Raw genomic sequence first — 15770 nt, 5'->3', positions numbered from 1 at the left:
ATCGAAGAAGCCAGGTGGGGGATAACTGCCCGTAAAGGTCCGATAAGTTCAACTAACCATCAGTGGGGGATGAAGAATACCCCCACTGATGGAAAGGTTCACTTTATAAATAGGTTTTTAGCCAACAGAAAGAGGAGGCGAAAAGATGTTGGATCAACGTTACCGTTGGAAAAACAAGGATTTACGTGATCATGTTTCTGTTTTGGATGGTGAAATATCACCAACAATTGTTCTGCAAAATGCCGCATATTTAAACCAAAATTTACGCAAGTGGATGCATGCAACCATTTGGATTTATCAGGATCGAATTATTTATGTTGGAAAAGAAATGCCTAAGCATGTCAATGATGACTGTGAAATAATTGATTGCACGAATAAGCTGCTTGTGCCTGGATATATAGAACCACATGCCCATCCTTTTCAAATTTATAATCCCCTAACATTTGCACAATATACATCACAATATGGAACGACAACACTTATCAATGATAATTTAGTTTTGGCTATGCAGTTAAGCAAAAAGAAAGCGTTTGCTCTGTTAGGGTTTATGAGGAATATTCCTTCTTCTATGTACTGGTGGTGCAGATATGATGCACAAACAGAATTGCATGATGAAGAACAGGTTTTTTCCCATAGCAATATAAAAAGCTGGCTAAATCATGATGCTGTTCTTCAAGGCGGAGAATTGACTGCATGGCCAAGGTTGTTGGAAGGCGATGATATGATTCTGCATTGGATGCAAGAAACAAAAAGAATGCGGAAACAAATTGAAGGCCATTTTCCAGGTGCTTCGGAAAACACATTGGCGAAATTAATGCTTCTCGGTGTCGATGCTGATCATGAAGCAATGACTGGAAAAGAAGTTTTAGAGCGCATCCTTCAAGGTTATATGGTAACATTGCGCTATTCATCCATTCGTCCAGATTTGCCGAGACTTTTACGGGAAATTCAAGCTTTGGGAATTAATCATTATGATAAATTCATGCTCACAACAGATGGTGCCCCTTCTTATTTTTATCAGAAAGGTCATATGGATTGTTTAATACGCATAGCGATAGAACAAGGAGTACCGGTAATTGATGCCTATAATATGGCGACAATGAATATTGCCAGATACTATAATATGGAGCATTTACACGGAAATATAGCGACAGGAAGAGTAGCGAATATTAATTTTATAACAGATGAAAAAAATCCGACTCCTGAGTCCGTGTTGGCAAAAGGTGTTTGGCTGAAAAAAGATGGGGAAGAAATAAGGGATGCTTTTCCATCTATTGATTGGAATAATTATGACTTATCTCCATTAGATTTGCGATGGGAGCTAAATCAGCATGATATGGAATTTTCGATGCCTTTTGGAATTAAATTGGAAAATGCAGTTATTACTAAACCATATTCTATTTCCATAAACGTAGTAGGAGACTCATTGTCAAAAGAACATGATGAATGTTTTTTTATGCTTTTAGACAGGTTTGGAAAATGGAGAATTAATACTTTTTTGAAAGGTTTTACGAAGGAAATTGATGGTTTGGCAAGCTCTTATTCCGGGGATGGAGATATTATTTTATTAGGAAAAAAACAGGTGGATATGATAAAGGCATTTAAACGGCTAAAAGAAATTGGCGGAGGAATTGTGTTATATAAAGAAGGCAAGTTGATATTTGAAATAACCCTTCCTCTTAATGGAATGATGGCGGATATCCCAATACAAGAATTAATAAAGAAAGAAAAGGAATTAATACAGATAATAAAGGGAGCTGGATTCTCATTTGATGATCCTATTTATGCATTGGCATTTTTTTCCTCCACTCATCTACCCTATATAAGAATTACTCAAAGAGGATTATTTGATGTATTGAATAAAAGTGTACTCTTTCCAGCGATAATGCGTTAAAATATAAAAGAGTCTATTTTAAATAGTATAATGATTGGATAAAAAAACCCCATTCATTATTATATAGAAAAATGAATAGTAAATATACTGCATAAAAGTATCATTTATTTTGTACCGAAAATACACGGATATTTAAAATAGGAGGTTGTATGAAAAAGAGCTTTTTTTTACTTTTACTTTTGTTTGTAATGTTGCTTGCTGCTTGCAGTAAAGAAACAAAAGAAGCGAGCAGGCATAATGAAAACCATCAAACCGGCAATGCGGAAAAAGATGACAAAGAGGTTAAGGATATTGCGTATACCTATCCACTTTCAGGATTGGAAAGCAAGGAAAAAAGCAGAGATAGAGCGGTAGCAGTAATGATTAATAATCATCCAGCTGCGAGGCCGCAGTCAGGTCTAACGAAAGCGGATATAGTATATGAAGTATTGGCAGAGGGAGATATAACAAGGTTCCTTGCTATTTTTCAAAGCGAGAAGCCAGAAAAAATTGGTCCAGTACGAAGCTCAAGAGAATACTATATTCAGCTTGCAAAAGCTTATGATGCATTGTACATAGCTCATGGATACAGTCCCGAAGCTAAGAAGCTTTTAACAAATGGTTATATCGATAACTTAAATGGAATGCAATATGACGGAACCCTGTTTAATAGGGTATCCTTTAGAGTCGCTCCCCACAATTCTTATATTAGCTACAGCAATATTTTAAAGGGAGCAAAGATGAAAAAATATAAGATGGATACACCACCAAGTACCCTTTCCTTTTTAAAGGATTCAGACATTGAAAAAATAGCTGGAGAAAACGCTAATACAGTGGATGTCAAATTTGGTTCGAATGTTCAATTTAATTCAGAATTTAAATATGACAATAATCTGCAAAAATATTTGCGGTATTCAAACGGCCAGCAAACGGTTGATTATGATACGAATGAACCAGTTGCTGTTGACAATGTTTTTATTGTGAAGGCAAAGCATTCCGTTGTTGACAGTAAAGGAAGACGAGAAATTGATCTCAAATCAGGTGGCAAAGGCTATTTATTGCAAAAAGGCAAATGGAGAGAAGTGGAATGGCAGAATATTGATGGCCGGATACTTCCAGTTGAAAATGAAAAGCAGGCAGGTCTAATACCTGGAAAGACATGGATAGACATTATACCTTCTAATCCCGGAACACATGCAGCCGTTTCTTTCGAGACACATTAAAACTTTTATGGAGGTATGAAAAAATGCAAATTGATAAATTAAGAGGAAAAGAATTGGATCAATTATTTTATTCCATCCTTTCCTTGCAAAATCTAGAAGAATGTTATCAGTTTTTTGATGACTTATGTACAGTAAATGAAATTCAGTCCTTATCCCAACGTCTTGAAGTAGCAAGAATGCTTAGAGAGGGAAATACGTATCATACAATTGAAAAAGAAACAGGTGCCAGCACTGCAACTATTTCTCGTGTGAAAAGATGCTTGAATTATGGCAATGATGCATATGAAATGGCTTTAGAGAGAATTAAAAAGGAAGAAACACAAGCAGAATAAAGGACAAAAGAGCAGGCAAACGCCTGCTCTTTTGTCCTTTATTCTTTACTGTATAGGCTCTGTTAAACGATAATGTTGATTTTGGAAGGAAAATTGCGAGACTCCTGCGGAAAAACGGGCTGGAAAGACCCCGCAAGACGGGTACGAGCGACGAGGCTTGCCAGTTCGTCCGTGGAAAGCGAGTAAATTTCCTGACTATTTATAAATCAACAATGAAATTTAATAGAGCCACTGTATAAATCATGCAACCTTTATTTCTGAAAAACGTCCAATTAAAAAGAAATGAGTTTAAAATAGCGATGCCACATCATATTTCTGTTAATCTTTCCATGCAAATAACCATGGTGATTTCTTTTTAGAAGTTATTACTAATGCTATAATGATGAAATGGAATGTTAGAATGGAGGAAGTATGCATGTATAATATTCGTGAGTGGCGTCACGTTTTTAAATTAGATCCTAATAAGGAGATATCAGAGGAAGATTTGGAGAGAATTTGTGAATCTGGTACAGATGCAATTATTGTGGGAGGAACGGACGGAATCACATTAGAGAATGTATTGAGTTTAATGTCTCGCATTCGTCGATATACGGTTCCTTGCGTGATGGAAGTATCTACAATAGAATCTGTTACTCCTGGATTTGATCTGTATTTTATACCAACTGTTTTGAATAGCTCTGATACAAGATGGGTGACAGGGCTGCATCACGAAGCAGTAAAAGAGTATGGGGAAATAATGAACTGGGATGAAATATTTGTACAAGGTTATTGTATTTTAAATAAAGATTGTAAAGCGGCAGCATTAACTAATGCAAATGCAGATTTAACGGAAGAGGATGTTGCAGCATTAGCTATGATGGCAGAAAAGATGTTCCACCTGCCCATTTTTTACTTAGAATACAGCGGAACACAAGGCGATCCCAGCATAGTAAAAGCTGCGAAAAAAAGCTTGCAGAATACAACCCTTTTTTATGGAGGCGGCATTCAAACATTAGAGGATGCTCAAAAAATGGCACAATATGCCGATGTCGTAGTGGTTGGAAATAGTATTTATGAAAATATAGATGCTGCTTTAAGAACGGTTGAAATAAAATGAAACTTTCATCAGCAGAGAATTTAATCCACACATATAGCTAGATGTGGTTCACATGATGTTAGAACACTTTAAGGATGCTCTCTTGTCTGTGTTCTTGTGTGCTGTCCGTTAAGCGTAGAAAAAAGAAAAGGCTGCATTGAATAATAGAAAAGAAAAAGTTAAAATAGAATATATGTTCCTATGGTGGTGAAAAGATGCAATTTTTAACTGATAAAATTTTAAATGGTTTAAATCCCGAACAAAAATTAGCTGTAAAATCAACGGACGGACCCTTGTTGATTATGGCAGGTGCGGGAAGTGGAAAAACAAGAGTATTAACACAGCGGATTGCGTATTTGATGGTGGAAAAAGGGGTAAATCCTTATAATATATTAGCCATCACTTTTACGAATAAAGCGGCAAAAGAGATGAGACAAAGGATTAGGGCTGTATTAGGTGGAGCGAGTGAAGATATATGGATTTCTACTTTTCACTCCATGTGCGTAAGAATTTTAAGAAAAGATATTGATAGGATTGGATATAATCGCAACTTTACGATTTTAGATACAACTGATCAACAATCCGTTATTAAAGGCATTTTAAAAGACAGAAATATTGATCCGAAGAAAAATGATCCTAGAGCCATTTTGGCAAGCATCAGTTCTGCAAAAAATGAACTAGTGACGCCAGAAGAATTTGCGAAGAAGGCAGGAGATTATTTTTCTCAAATAGTAAGTGATGTGTACACAGAATATCAAAAACGGCTGCGCAAAAATCAGGCATTGGATTTTGATGACCTTATCATGCAAACGATTCATCTATTTCAAAGAGTACCGGAAGTATTAGAATATTATCAACGAAAATTTCAATACATCCATGTAGATGAGTACCAGGATACAAATAAATCCCAATATTCATTAGTAAAACAATTAGCAAGCAGATTTCGAAATCTTTGTGTAGTTGGTGATTCGGATCAGTCGATTTACCGTTGGCGGGGCGCTGATATTGCGAATATCCTTTCGTTTGAGAAGGACTATCCTAATGCGAAGGTCGTTATGTTAGAACAAAACTATCGTTCTACAAAAACAATCCTGAAAGCAGCGAATAAGGTAATTGAAAATAATTCAGGCCGGAAAGATAAAAATTTGTGGACCGAAAATGAAGACGGCAATAAAATTTATTATTACCGGGCCGACAGCGAACAAAGTGAAGCACAATTTGTTATTGGAAAAATTCAGGAATTTAGAAGAGAATCATCATTAAACCTTTCTGATATAGCAATTCTTTATCGGACAAATGCTCAGTCCCGTGTGATGGAGGAAATGCTTCTGAAATCCAATATCGAGTATTCGATTGTTGGGGGTATAAAGTTCTACGATAGAAAAGAAATTAAAGATACATTGGCCTATTTGCGATTAATTGCAAACCCAGATGATGATATCAGCCTTCAGCGTGTTATTAATGTTCCGAAAAGAGGGATCGGCTCGAGTTCAATTGATAAAATTGCAAATTTTGCAGCCATGCATGATATGTCCATGTACCAGGCATTAGATGCAGTGGAGCTGATTGGTCTAAGCCCTAAAATCACAAAATCTGTGACTGAATTTCGTCATTTAATCCGAAATTATAGTGAAATGAAGGAATATTTATCTGTAACAGAACTAGTAGATGAAGTGATTGAAAAGTCAGGATACATTGAAATGCTGAAAGCAGAAAAATCAATTGAAGCACAAAGCCGCTTAGAAAATATAGAAGAGTTTATGTCTGTAACAAAAAACTTCGAAGATTCTAATGACGATAAATCATTAATTGCATTTTTAACAGATCTAGCGCTTGTTGCTGATATAGATAAACTGGATGAGGACGGAAATCAGGCTGATTCCGTTGTTCTTATGACACTCCATTCAGCTAAGGGATTAGAATTCCCTGTTGTCTTTTTAATTGGAATGGAAGAGGGTGTATTTCCACATTCCCGCTCCCTTGCAGAGGAAGCAGAAATGGAAGAAGAGCGCCGTCTTGCATATGTTGGGATTACAAGAGCAGAAAAACATTTATATTTAACAAATGCACAAATGAGAACCCTTTTTGGAAGAACGAATATGAATCCACCTTCTAGATTTGTAAAGGAAATTCCAGAGGACTTGCTTGATGGTGTAATGCCGCAGCCAAGAAGAAGCAACACATCATCCGCAAGCAGCCCATTCTCCCGTCCTGCACAGCAAGCAGTGCGTAAAGCAGTTATCCGTCCAGCAGCTGCATCTACTGGCGGAGAAGGGATCGATTGGAGTGTTGGCGACAAGGCGGCTCATGGAAAATGGGGTGTCGGCACAGTTGTTAGTGTAAAAGGAGAAGGAGATTCCAAAGAGCTGGATATTGCTTTCCCAAGTCCAGTCGGGATTAAACGATTGCTGGCTAAGTTTGCACCAATACAAAAAGCATAAAATAGGTGTTCAAAAAGGAAGGGAACATAGCTTTCGCAACTTTATGAGACTCCCGTGTTCAGGGAGTCTCAGCTCTAATTTTTGAATACGCACTAATAGTATAAAAAGAAAGGAATAGAGTAATGGATGAAAAAAACGCAGAGAAAAGAGTAAAAGAGCTGCATAATCTTTTAAACCAATATAATTATGAATATCACGTACTGGATAATCCATCTGTTCCTGATGCAGAATACGATGCTTTATTAAAAGAGCTGGTAAATTTAGAGGCGGATTTCCCTGCCTTAAAAACAACTGACTCCCCAACACAGCGTGTCGGTGGAGAAATTTTGGATATGTTCTCAAAAGTCCAGCATCAAAAGCCAATGTTAAGTTTAGGGAATGCATTTAATGAAGCAGATTTGCGTGATTTTGACAGAAAAATACGTCAAGCAATTGGCGATGACTTCACTTATGTATGCGAATTGAAGATAGATGGGCTGGCTGTTTCTTTACGTTATGAAGATGGCTTGTTTGAGCAGGGGGCAACAAGAGGGGATGGAACAACAGGAGAAGATATCACGGCAAATCTTAAAACAATTCGCTCCATTCCTTTAAGGCTGAATCAGCCTATCAGCATTGAAGTCCGCGGTGAAGCATTTATGCCGAAAAAATCATTTATGCGTTTAAATAAAGCAAAAGAGGAAAACGGAGAAGAACCTTTTGCAAATCCAAGGAATGCTGCTGCTGGATCCTTAAGACAATTAGATCCAAGAATTGCAGCCTCCCGACACCTTGATATCTTCTTGTACGGTATAGGAGATGTTGGTGAAACAGGCGTACAGTCACATAGCGGGGGTTTGGATTTATTAGATCAAGTAGGGTTTAAAACGAATAAAGAAAGAAAAAAATGTCCTACAATAGAAGAAGTGCTGGCTTATGTTGATGGCTGGCAAGAGAAGCGTCCTCATCTGCCTTATGAGATAGATGGAATCGTTGTTAAAGTCGATGTATTAGAGCACCAAAATAAATTAGGAACTACAGCAAAAAGTCCAAGATGGGCAATTGCTTATAAATTTCCTGCAGAAGAAGTAGTAACAAAATTATTGGACATTGACCTTACTGTCGGAAGAACGGGTGTTATTACTCCAACTGCACTTCTTGAGCCTGTTAAGGTTGCCGGAACGACGGTAAAAAGAGCTTCTCTTCATAATGAAGATTTGATTAAAGAAAAAGATATTAAAATTGGAGATAATGTGGTTGTAAAAAAAGCTGGCGACATTATTCCAGAAGTGGTCAATGTACTTGTAGATAGAAGAACAGGAGAAGAAAAAGATTTTCATATGCCGACAAATTGTCCGGAATGTGAAAGCGAACTTGTTCGAATTGAAGGAGAAGTGGCATTGCGCTGTATTAATCCTAAGTGTCCTGCCCAAATAAGAGAAGGGCTTATCCATTTTGTTTCTCGAAATGCAATGAATATAGATGGATTGGGAGAACGGGTAATCAGCCAGCTTTTTGCTGAAAAGTTGATTGAAGATGTTGCAGACCTATATGCTTTAACCTATGAGCAGCTTATTCAATTGGAAAGAATGGGAGAAAAGTCTGTATCAAACTTATTAAACGCTATTCAAGCTTCCAAAGGGAACTCCCTTGAAAGGCTGTTATTCGGTTTAGGTATCCGACATGTTGGAGCAAAGGCAGCAAAAACGATTGCGATGGAGTTTAACAGCATGGATAAGCTGGCAAATGCAGTAAAGGAAGAATTAACAGCAATTAATGAAATCGGCGAAAAAATGGCAGATTCTATCGTAACTTTTTTTGAGCAAGAAGAAGTGCAGGCTCTTATGGATGAATTAAAGTCCGCAGGTGTGAATATGGAGTATACAGGTCCTAAATCTGTGCCCGCTGAAAGTGCAGACAGTGCATTTGCTGGAAAAACGATCGTCCTGACAGGGAAACTAGAGCAGTTATCGCGCAACGAAGCAAAAGAAAAGATAGAAATATTAGGCGGGAAAATTACTGGAAGCGTCAGCAAAAAAACAGACTTAATAATAGCTGGTGAAGATGCTGGAAGCAAGCTTGCAAAAGCAGAAGAATTAGATATTGAGATTTGGAATGAGGAAAAGCTGATGGAAGAATTAAAGATAAAAGGTGTGTTTAAAGAATGAAAATAAGGTTCATGTGCATGATGTGTCTTGTTCTTTTATTATCAGCTTGTGCACCAAGCTTTCAAAAGGAAGAAGAAGTAAAAACAAAAACAAGTGACAGTACAACAGAAACGGCTATTTTGCCGAAATATAAAATATCAGATGATTATTATAGTATGAAGCTGCCATTTAAACCTTCTGAAGCAAGGGGCTTAGTCGTAAATAACTTAAATACGCGTTATGATATAAGTGAATTTGAAACAGGATTAATGCGTGTAGCACAGAATACATTTGATCCGGATGTGTATTATTTTCAAGAAGGCCAATATTTAAAGAAAAAAGATGTTTCCAGCTGGCTGAATCGAAAATATACAAAACAAGAATTAAAAGAACAAAAGTTATCAGAAAGTGAAAATTTGGGATTAAATCCAACCGATGAAAATTTGTCCATGAGCAAAAGCGGTGAAATGGAGCCGATTTATTTAGCTCATATTTTAGAACATGATTATCTGGTTAAGAATAAAAAAAATCCAAAAAGTGTAACGCTTGGCGGTGTAACGATTGGCTTGGCTTTAAATTCTGTTTATTATTATCAGAAAGAAAAAGGTGGAGATGTCTTTAAATCCACCATAAGCCAAGCAAAACTAGAAAGCGAAGGCAAAAAAATCGCCGCAGAAGTAGTGAAAAGGCTTAGAAAAACAGAGGGATTAGGCTCTGTTCCGATAACAATTGCACTGTTTGAGCAAAAAGAAACTTCTTCTGTTGTTCCAGGTAATTTTATTGCGTATGCAGCTGCAGAAAAAGGAAGCAGTAGCTTGGAGAATTGGAAAAATATTAATGAAAAGTATGTGCTGTTCCCTAGTGGAGATAGCAAATATAAATCGGACGAAGATCCATTTTCTTATTTTAAACAAGACATTGAGGAATACTTTCCGAACTTTAATGGAGTAATTGGAAGAGCGTTTTATGTAAATAATAAATTGCAAAACCTCAATATCGAAATACCCATTCAATTTTACGGAAAAGCAGAAGTAATCGGGTTTACACAATTTGTTGCTGGAAAAGTAGTCGACCGTTTTTCATCCGATATTTCCGTGCAAGTCAGTATTACGTCTGTAAATGGACCAGAGGCTTTAATTGTTCGCGATGCTGATAAAGAGGAGCCTTTTGTTCATATATATGAATAAAGAGGTCTGGAGCTTTCTTAAATAGGTACAAGAGATAAGGTTTTTTTCCTAAATGAATGGAGTATAGTAGTAAGGAGTAATCGAATGGAAGGAGATATGTCATGCCAAATCCAAATCTCGATGATTATTTACAACAAGGCATTCATGGTTCAAAGGAAACGAAACCGGAAGAACGCAGACAATTTCTTGGGACGCTTCGGGAAAGAGTAGTGGTTGCATTAAAGCAATCACAGGTTTTTGAAGATGGTGTATATAAAGAAGTAGAGGAATCAATAAAGACCAATACTGGTGCAAAATTATTTTTAAACGGTCATCTGGATTATGCTTTTTTATCAAAGTATATAAAAGTGGCAAACAAATATAAAATGGCATATACAATAGTAACCAATAAGGATTATGTTAGTGAGATTGGTTTGCTTGTTGCATTTGACCATGCTATTGATAAAGAAGAAATATATATAGCTGAAATGGAACACGAAAGTGAATCAACTAAAGAAGAGAAAAAGAGTTTCTTCTCCACTTTGGGCAGTTTTTTTAAAAAATAATTCTCAAGCTCAAAAATAAACAATTTGGCAGGAAGTAGTGCTGCATTTTGTTTGTTTTTGAGTTTTTTTAATTGGATAAAATGTTTAATTCTTATGAATTGGTGATATAGAAATAGAATAATTAAAAAGAAATGGGGAAAATTAGCTTCTAGTAATAATGCATAATAATTGAAAAGAAAAATTTAGTTGTGTACAATATAATTGTGTAAAATTTAAATTAAATTTGATATTTGGAGGAATAAAAATGGCTGAAACAATCTTTACAACATCTGTAACAGCAACGGGTGGACGAGAAGGAAGAGTGGATTCAGATAATCATGTTATTCAATTTGATACAGCGATGCCTGGAACTCCCCGAGCAGAAAAATTGGAAGACGCAACGAATCCAGAGCAGCTTTTTGCGGCAGGATATGCAGCGTGTTTTGATGGTGCATTGCAGTTAATGGCTGGAAAGGAAAAGGTTAAGTTTGAATCAGAAGTTACAGCTAGTGTCAGCCTTCAAAAGGACGAAACTGATCAAGGATTTAAAATAGCTGTTACGTTGATGGTTAGAGGAGTAGGAATAGAAAAAGAAAAGTTAGAAGATCTTGTGCACAAAGCGCATAACTTCTGTCCATATTCCAAAGCTACAAGAGGAAATATAGATGTAATATTGGAAGTTGTTACTGCTTAAGGAACAAGATAAAAAGGGCTTGAATGGAGATTTCTCCAATCAAGCCCTTTTTTCATTAAGAAATGATATATTTTATAGGTACAATATTCATGCATAATTTTGTTTTTAAAGCTATGGCAGGACGATAATCCATTTAAAGGTCACTAATTGGTTTAGTTTGTTAATCTTTCGTTAACTGCTGCAGCAAATGAAGGAGGGAGTTTTTTAACTTGTTTATCTCTTCTTGATTTTTTCCAGACAGCCTTCCTATTTCAAAAGGAATAGATTGTGCCTTTTCTTTTAAGGCATGACCATTTTCGGTAAGGGAAATCATAACAGAGCGTTCATCCTCTGCAGATCTGTCACGACGAATTAAGTTATTTTGTTCCATTCTTTTTAACATAGGCGTTAATGTACCAGAATCTAAATAAAGCTGTTCTCCCATTTCCTTTACACTAAGGATTTGATGCTCCCACAATAATAGCAGTACTAAGTATTGAGGGTAGGTGACCTGTAAATCCTCCAATAAAGGTTTATACTTTTTCGTCATTTCTCGTGAACTGGCATATAGTAAAAAGCAAAGCTGATTCTCCAGCTTTAATAATTCCGCATCATTCATCATTTTCACCAACTTTTCAAAAAATCTACTGCAGTTAAAATAGATGCCGTAACAAATCAAGCAATCGAGTCGAGCTGCAGGTTTTTGCAAATACTACTTTGTCTAAACTCTGAATCGAATATCAACTTTCTATTATTTTAAAATAAGCATTATACTTATTGTATATAAAATTTTTCTATTTTCCCAATAAAGTGGTGGCTAACCACTTATAGAAGATTTTTCGAAAGACAGTCTTCTTATTAAAAAATTTTAAATAATATTCTATATTAGTTTCATGGTTCCTGTTGCTTTCATAGAGATTTGTTTGATATTATCAGGTTATTGTGTTGTGCGTATTTTTATGGAGGTGACAAAGATGTCAAGAATTACAATTGAGGAAGTTAAGCATGTGGCAAACTTAGCAAGACTTGCAATTACAGAAGAAGAAGCAACTAAATTTCAAAAGCAGCTTGATGCTATTATTTCATTTGCGGAAGAATTAAATGAAATTGATACGGAGGGTATCGAACCAACATCACATGTTTTAGATATGAAAAATGTTTTACGTGAAGATAAATCAACAAAAGGTCTTCCAGTGGAAGAGGTTCTTCGCAATGCCCCAGATCATCAAGAAGGACAAGTAAAAGTGCCATCCATAATGGAGTAAGGAGGGAAAAAAATGAGTTTGTTTGATCAAAAGGTAGCAGATTTGCATGAATTATTACATAAAAAAGAAGTGTCTGTCTCCGACTTAGTAACAGAAGCATATAACCGCATAAAAGAAGTGGATGATAAAGTACAAGCCTTTATTACATTAGATGAAGAGAACGCTTTTCTTAAAGCAAAAGAATTAGATGAAAAATTAGTTTCCGGCGGCAAAACGGGAGCCCTATTTGGAATGCCAATAGGAATTAAAGATAATATTGTGACAAAAGATTTAAGAACTACTTGTTCCAGTAAAATATTAGAGAATTTCCAGCCTATATATAATGCTACGGTAATGGAAAAATTACAGCAGGCAGAGACGATTACAATCGGAAAATTAAATATGGATGAGTTTGCAATGGGTTCATCTACTGAAAATTCCTATTATCAAAAAACAAAAAACCCATGGAATCTGCAAACGGTTCCTGGTGGATCTTCAGGTGGTTCCGCTGCATCAGTAGCAGCAGGAGAGGTTCTTTTTTCACTTGGGTCAGATACAGGAGGATCCATCCGTCAGCCGGCAGCATTTTGTGGAGTAGTTGGTTTAAAACCTACATATGGAAGAATTTCCCGATTCGGACTTGTTGCTTTTGCTTCTTCTCTGGATCAAATTGGACCGATAACTAGAACAGTAGAGGATAATGCATTTCTTCTGCAATCTATTTCCGGATTAGATCCAATGGATTCTACGTCTGCAAATGTAGATGTTCCAGATTTCACAAAAGGGTTAACCGGCGATGTAAAAGGGATGAAAATTGCAGTGCCAAAAGAGTATTTAGGAGAAGGCGTACAAGAAGAAGTTCGCCAGTCTGTACTAGATGCATTAAAAGTATTGGAAAAGTTGGGTGCAACTTGGGAAGAAGTATCCCTTCCACACAGTAAGTATGCTTTAGCTACTTATTATTTATTATCTTCTTCAGAAGCTTCTGCCAACCTATCTCGTTTCGATGGCATTCGTTATGGCTACCGTGCAGAAGATGCAGAAAGCTTAATTGATTTATATAAAAGAACACGTGCAGAAGGCTTTGGCGATGAAGTAAAACGCAGAATCATGTTAGGTACTTTTGCCTTAAGTTCTGGATATTATGATGCTTATTACAAAAAAGCACAAAAAGTTCGTACATTAATTAAAAAAGATTTTGAAGATGTTTTCGAAAAATATGATGTAATTATTGGACCTACTACACCAACACCAGCATTTAAAATAGGCGAAAATGTGGATGATCCATTAACCATGTATGCAAACGATATCTTAACGATTCCTGTTAACTTAGCAGGTGTACCAGGAATTTCTGTCCCATGCGGATTTTCAAATGGCCTGCCATTAGGCTTGCAAATTATCGGTAAACATTTTGATGAAGCGAGCATCTATAAAGTGGCATATGCATTTGAGCAGGCAACAGATTATCATAAACAAAAACCAACGCTGTAAGGGGTGATAGAAATGGAATTTGAAACAGTCATTGGATTAGAGGTCCACGTAGAATTAAAAACAGAATCGAAAATATTCTCAAGCAGTCCGAACCACTTTGGAGCTGCTCCTAATACCAATACAACGGTTGTTGATTTAGGCTATCCAGGAGTTTTACCTGTCCTAAATAAAAAAGCGGTTGAATATGGAATGAAAGCTTCGATGGCGCTTAACTGTGAAATCGCAACAGATACAAAGTTTGACCGCAAAAACTATTTTTATCCGGATAATCCAAAAGCATACCAAATTTCTCAATTTGATAAGCCAATCGGTGAGCATGGCTGGATTGAAATTGAAGTAGATGGATATAAGAAAAAAATTGGCATCACACGCGTCCATTTAGAAGAAGATGCAGGGAAATTAAACCATGGAGATGGTTTTTCTTTAGTGGACTTTAACCGTCAAGGGACGCCTCTTATCGAAATTGTATCAGAGCCTGATATCCGTACACCAAATGAAGCGTATGCTTATTTGGAAAAATTAAAATCCATTGTTCAATATACTGGTGTTTCAGATTGTAAGATGGAAGAAGGGTCACTTCGCTGTGATGCGAATATTTCTATTCGTCCAGTAGGGCAAAAGGAATTTGGAACAAAAACAGAATTAAAAAACTTAAACTCTTTTAACTTTGTTCGTAAAGGATTGGAATATGAAGAAATACGCCAGAGAGAAGTAGTTAGTGCTGGTGGCGTTATTGATCAAGAAACACGTCGTTATGATGAAGCGACAAATACAACTTTGCTTATGCGTGTAAAAGAAGGTTCTGATGATTATCGTTATTTCCCAGAGCCGGATTTATTGGATCTGTATATTGATGAGGATTGGAAAGCGCGTATACGTGCAGAGATTCCAGAACTGCCGGATGCTCGCAAGAAAAGATATGTGGAAGAGCTTGGCTTGCCTGCATACGATGCGAATGTTTTAACAGTAACAAAAGAAATGGCAGATTTCTTTGAAGAAACAGTTGCAAAAGGTGCAGATGCAAAGCTTGCATCCAACTGGCTGATGGGAGATGTTTCTGCCTATATAAATGCAGAGCAGAAAGAACTATCCGAGATTGAACTTACACCGGAAAATTTAGCGGGCATGATCAAACTAATTGAAAATGGCACCATTTCCAGTAAAATCGCAAAACAAGTTTTTAAAGAGCTGATTGAAAAAGGCGGAAACGCGGAAAGCATTGTCAAAGAAAAAGGATTAGTACAAATTTCTGATGAAGGGGCATTGTTGAAAATTATCGGTGAAGCCTTGGATAATAACCCGCAGTCTATTGAAGATTTTAAAAACGGCAAGCAAAAAGCGATCGGATTCTTGGTTGGCCAAATTATGAAAGCAACAAAAGGACAAGCAAATCCACAATTGGTTAATAAATTATTAGTACAAGAAATTACAAAAAGATAATAAGAAAAGGGAAATGATCTGAGATCATTTCCCTTTTCTAATTCAAGATGAAGTTTGTTCTAATGACACTTTATCCCACTCTTAACGGGCAGTAAAACCCCCACTGATGGAAGTTTACTTTATTGTTTTTAATGGACGATT

The 15770-nt window shown here is 36.5% G+C and carries 13 protein-coding genes; 12 read left to right on the top strand and 1 reads right to left on the bottom strand.

The window, feature by feature from the left end:
- Positions 1 to 145: 145 nt before the first annotated feature.
- The 9 genes from ACTYBU_RS12145 (at position 146) to ACTYBU_RS12105 (ending at position 11475) form a co-directional block, all read left to right on the top strand.
- The gene (locus tag ACTYBU_RS12145) at positions 146 to 1894 is read left to right on the top strand and encodes an adenine deaminase C-terminal domain-containing protein (protein ID WP_445490037.1); all 1749 of its coding nucleotides are present in this window, start codon (positions 146 to 148) and stop codon (positions 1892 to 1894) included.
- Between the two features lie 149 nt (positions 1895 to 2043).
- On the top strand, positions 2044 to 3096 hold the full coding sequence (locus ACTYBU_RS12140) for a DUF3048 domain-containing protein (protein WP_445490035.1): 1053 nt from the start codon (positions 2044 to 2046) through the stop codon (positions 3094 to 3096).
- A 23-nt stretch (positions 3097 to 3119) separates the two neighbouring features.
- Positions 3120 to 3428, top strand: coding sequence for a YerC/YecD family TrpR-related protein (locus ACTYBU_RS12135; protein WP_445490033.1), 309 nt, complete (start codon positions 3120 to 3122; stop codon positions 3426 to 3428).
- A gap of 415 nt (positions 3429 to 3843) precedes the next feature.
- On the top strand, positions 3844 to 4524 hold the full coding sequence (locus ACTYBU_RS12130) for a heptaprenylglyceryl phosphate synthase (protein ID WP_445490031.1): 681 nt from the start codon (positions 3844 to 3846) through the stop codon (positions 4522 to 4524).
- A 194-nt stretch (positions 4525 to 4718) separates the two neighbouring features.
- Entirely contained in the window at positions 4719 to 6944 is a 2226-nt protein-coding gene (pcrA, locus tag ACTYBU_RS12125) for a DNA helicase PcrA (protein WP_445490029.1), read from the top strand.
- Between the two features lie 122 nt (positions 6945 to 7066).
- Positions 7067 to 9091, top strand: a complete 2025-nt coding sequence (ligA, locus tag ACTYBU_RS12120) for an NAD-dependent DNA ligase LigA (protein ID WP_445490027.1) — start codon at positions 7067 to 7069, stop codon at positions 9089 to 9091.
- Positions 9088 to 10257 carry a CamS family sex pheromone protein gene (locus ACTYBU_RS12115; RefSeq protein WP_445490025.1) on the top strand — a complete coding sequence of 390 codons (1170 nt, stop codon included), beginning with the start codon at positions 9088 to 9090 and terminating at the stop codon, positions 10255 to 10257. The genes ligA and ACTYBU_RS12115 overlap by 4 nt, the downstream gene beginning before the upstream one ends.
- A 101-nt stretch (positions 10258 to 10358) precedes the next feature.
- Positions 10359 to 10802 (top strand): YueI family protein, encoded by a 444-nt coding sequence (locus ACTYBU_RS12110; RefSeq protein ID WP_445490023.1) that lies wholly within the window; start codon positions 10359 to 10361, stop codon positions 10800 to 10802.
- Positions 10803 to 11046: 244 nt separating this feature from the next.
- On the top strand, positions 11047 to 11475 hold the full coding sequence (locus tag ACTYBU_RS12105) for an organic hydroperoxide resistance protein (RefSeq protein WP_445490021.1): 429 nt from the start codon (positions 11047 to 11049) through the stop codon (positions 11473 to 11475).
- Between the two features lie 160 nt (positions 11476 to 11635).
- On the opposite strand, the gene ACTYBU_RS12100 is transcribed toward ACTYBU_RS12105, so the two are convergent.
- Positions 11636 to 12076 (bottom strand): MarR family winged helix-turn-helix transcriptional regulator, encoded by a 441-nt coding sequence (locus tag ACTYBU_RS12100; RefSeq protein ID WP_445490092.1) that lies wholly within the window; start codon positions 12074 to 12076, stop codon positions 11636 to 11638.
- Between the two features lie 352 nt (positions 12077 to 12428).
- On the opposite strand from ACTYBU_RS12100, the gene gatC reads away from it, so the two are divergent.
- From gatC to gatB, 3 genes are read left to right on the top strand one after another with little or no spacing between them, the layout of a single operon-like run.
- Entirely contained in the window at positions 12429 to 12719 is a 291-nt protein-coding gene (gene gatC / locus ACTYBU_RS12095; RefSeq protein WP_445490019.1) for an Asp-tRNA(Asn)/Glu-tRNA(Gln) amidotransferase subunit GatC, read from the top strand.
- A 12-nt stretch (positions 12720 to 12731) separates the two neighbouring features.
- Positions 12732 to 14189: an Asp-tRNA(Asn)/Glu-tRNA(Gln) amidotransferase subunit GatA gene (gene gatA, locus ACTYBU_RS12090; RefSeq protein ID WP_445490017.1), complete on the top strand. Its 1458-nt coding sequence runs from the start codon at positions 12732 to 12734 to the stop codon at positions 14187 to 14189.
- A 12-nt stretch (positions 14190 to 14201) separates the two neighbouring features.
- Positions 14202 to 15629 (top strand): Asp-tRNA(Asn)/Glu-tRNA(Gln) amidotransferase subunit GatB, encoded by a 1428-nt coding sequence (gene gatB / locus ACTYBU_RS12085; RefSeq protein ID WP_445490015.1) that lies wholly within the window; start codon positions 14202 to 14204, stop codon positions 15627 to 15629.
- The last annotated feature ends 141 nt before the right edge of the window (positions 15630 to 15770 follow it).

The sequence above is a fragment of the Niallia sp. 03133 genome (assembly GCF_052663225.1).
Note: the sequence above shows the minus strand (reverse complement) of the source record. Positions and strands in the feature narration are given on the sequence as shown.

What these genes read in the sequence shown, in the direction of transcription:
- ACTYBU_RS12145 (WP_445490037.1), top strand. Translation starts at nt 146, where the DNA reads ATGTTGGATCAACGTTACCGTTGGAAAAACAAGGATTTACGTGATCAT.
- ACTYBU_RS12140 (WP_445490035.1), top strand. Translation starts at nt 2,044, where the DNA reads ATGAAAAAGAGCTTTTTTTTACTTTTACTTTTGTTTGTAATGTTGCTT.
- ACTYBU_RS12135 (WP_445490033.1), top strand. Translation starts at nt 3,120, where the DNA reads ATGCAAATTGATAAATTAAGAGGAAAAGAATTGGATCAATTATTTTAT.
- ACTYBU_RS12130 (WP_445490031.1), top strand. Translation starts at nt 3,844, where the DNA reads ATGTATAATATTCGTGAGTGGCGTCACGTTTTTAAATTAGATCCTAAT.
- pcrA (WP_445490029.1), top strand. Translation starts at nt 4,719, where the DNA reads ATGCAATTTTTAACTGATAAAATTTTAAATGGTTTAAATCCCGAACAA.
- ligA (WP_445490027.1), top strand. Translation starts at nt 7,067, where the DNA reads ATGGATGAAAAAAACGCAGAGAAAAGAGTAAAAGAGCTGCATAATCTT.
- ACTYBU_RS12115 (WP_445490025.1), top strand. Translation starts at nt 9,088, where the DNA reads ATGAAAATAAGGTTCATGTGCATGATGTGTCTTGTTCTTTTATTATCA.
- ACTYBU_RS12110 (WP_445490023.1), top strand. Translation starts at nt 10,359, where the DNA reads ATGCCAAATCCAAATCTCGATGATTATTTACAACAAGGCATTCATGGT.
- ACTYBU_RS12105 (WP_445490021.1), top strand. Translation starts at nt 11,047, where the DNA reads ATGGCTGAAACAATCTTTACAACATCTGTAACAGCAACGGGTGGACGA.
- ACTYBU_RS12100 (WP_445490092.1), bottom strand. Translation starts at nt 12,076, where the DNA reads ATGATGAATGATGCGGAATTATTAAAGCTGGAGAATCAGCTTTGCTTT.
- gatC (WP_445490019.1), top strand. Translation starts at nt 12,429, where the DNA reads ATGTCAAGAATTACAATTGAGGAAGTTAAGCATGTGGCAAACTTAGCA.
- gatA (WP_445490017.1), top strand. Translation starts at nt 12,732, where the DNA reads ATGAGTTTGTTTGATCAAAAGGTAGCAGATTTGCATGAATTATTACAT.
- gatB (WP_445490015.1), top strand. Translation starts at nt 14,202, where the DNA reads ATGGAATTTGAAACAGTCATTGGATTAGAGGTCCACGTAGAATTAAAA.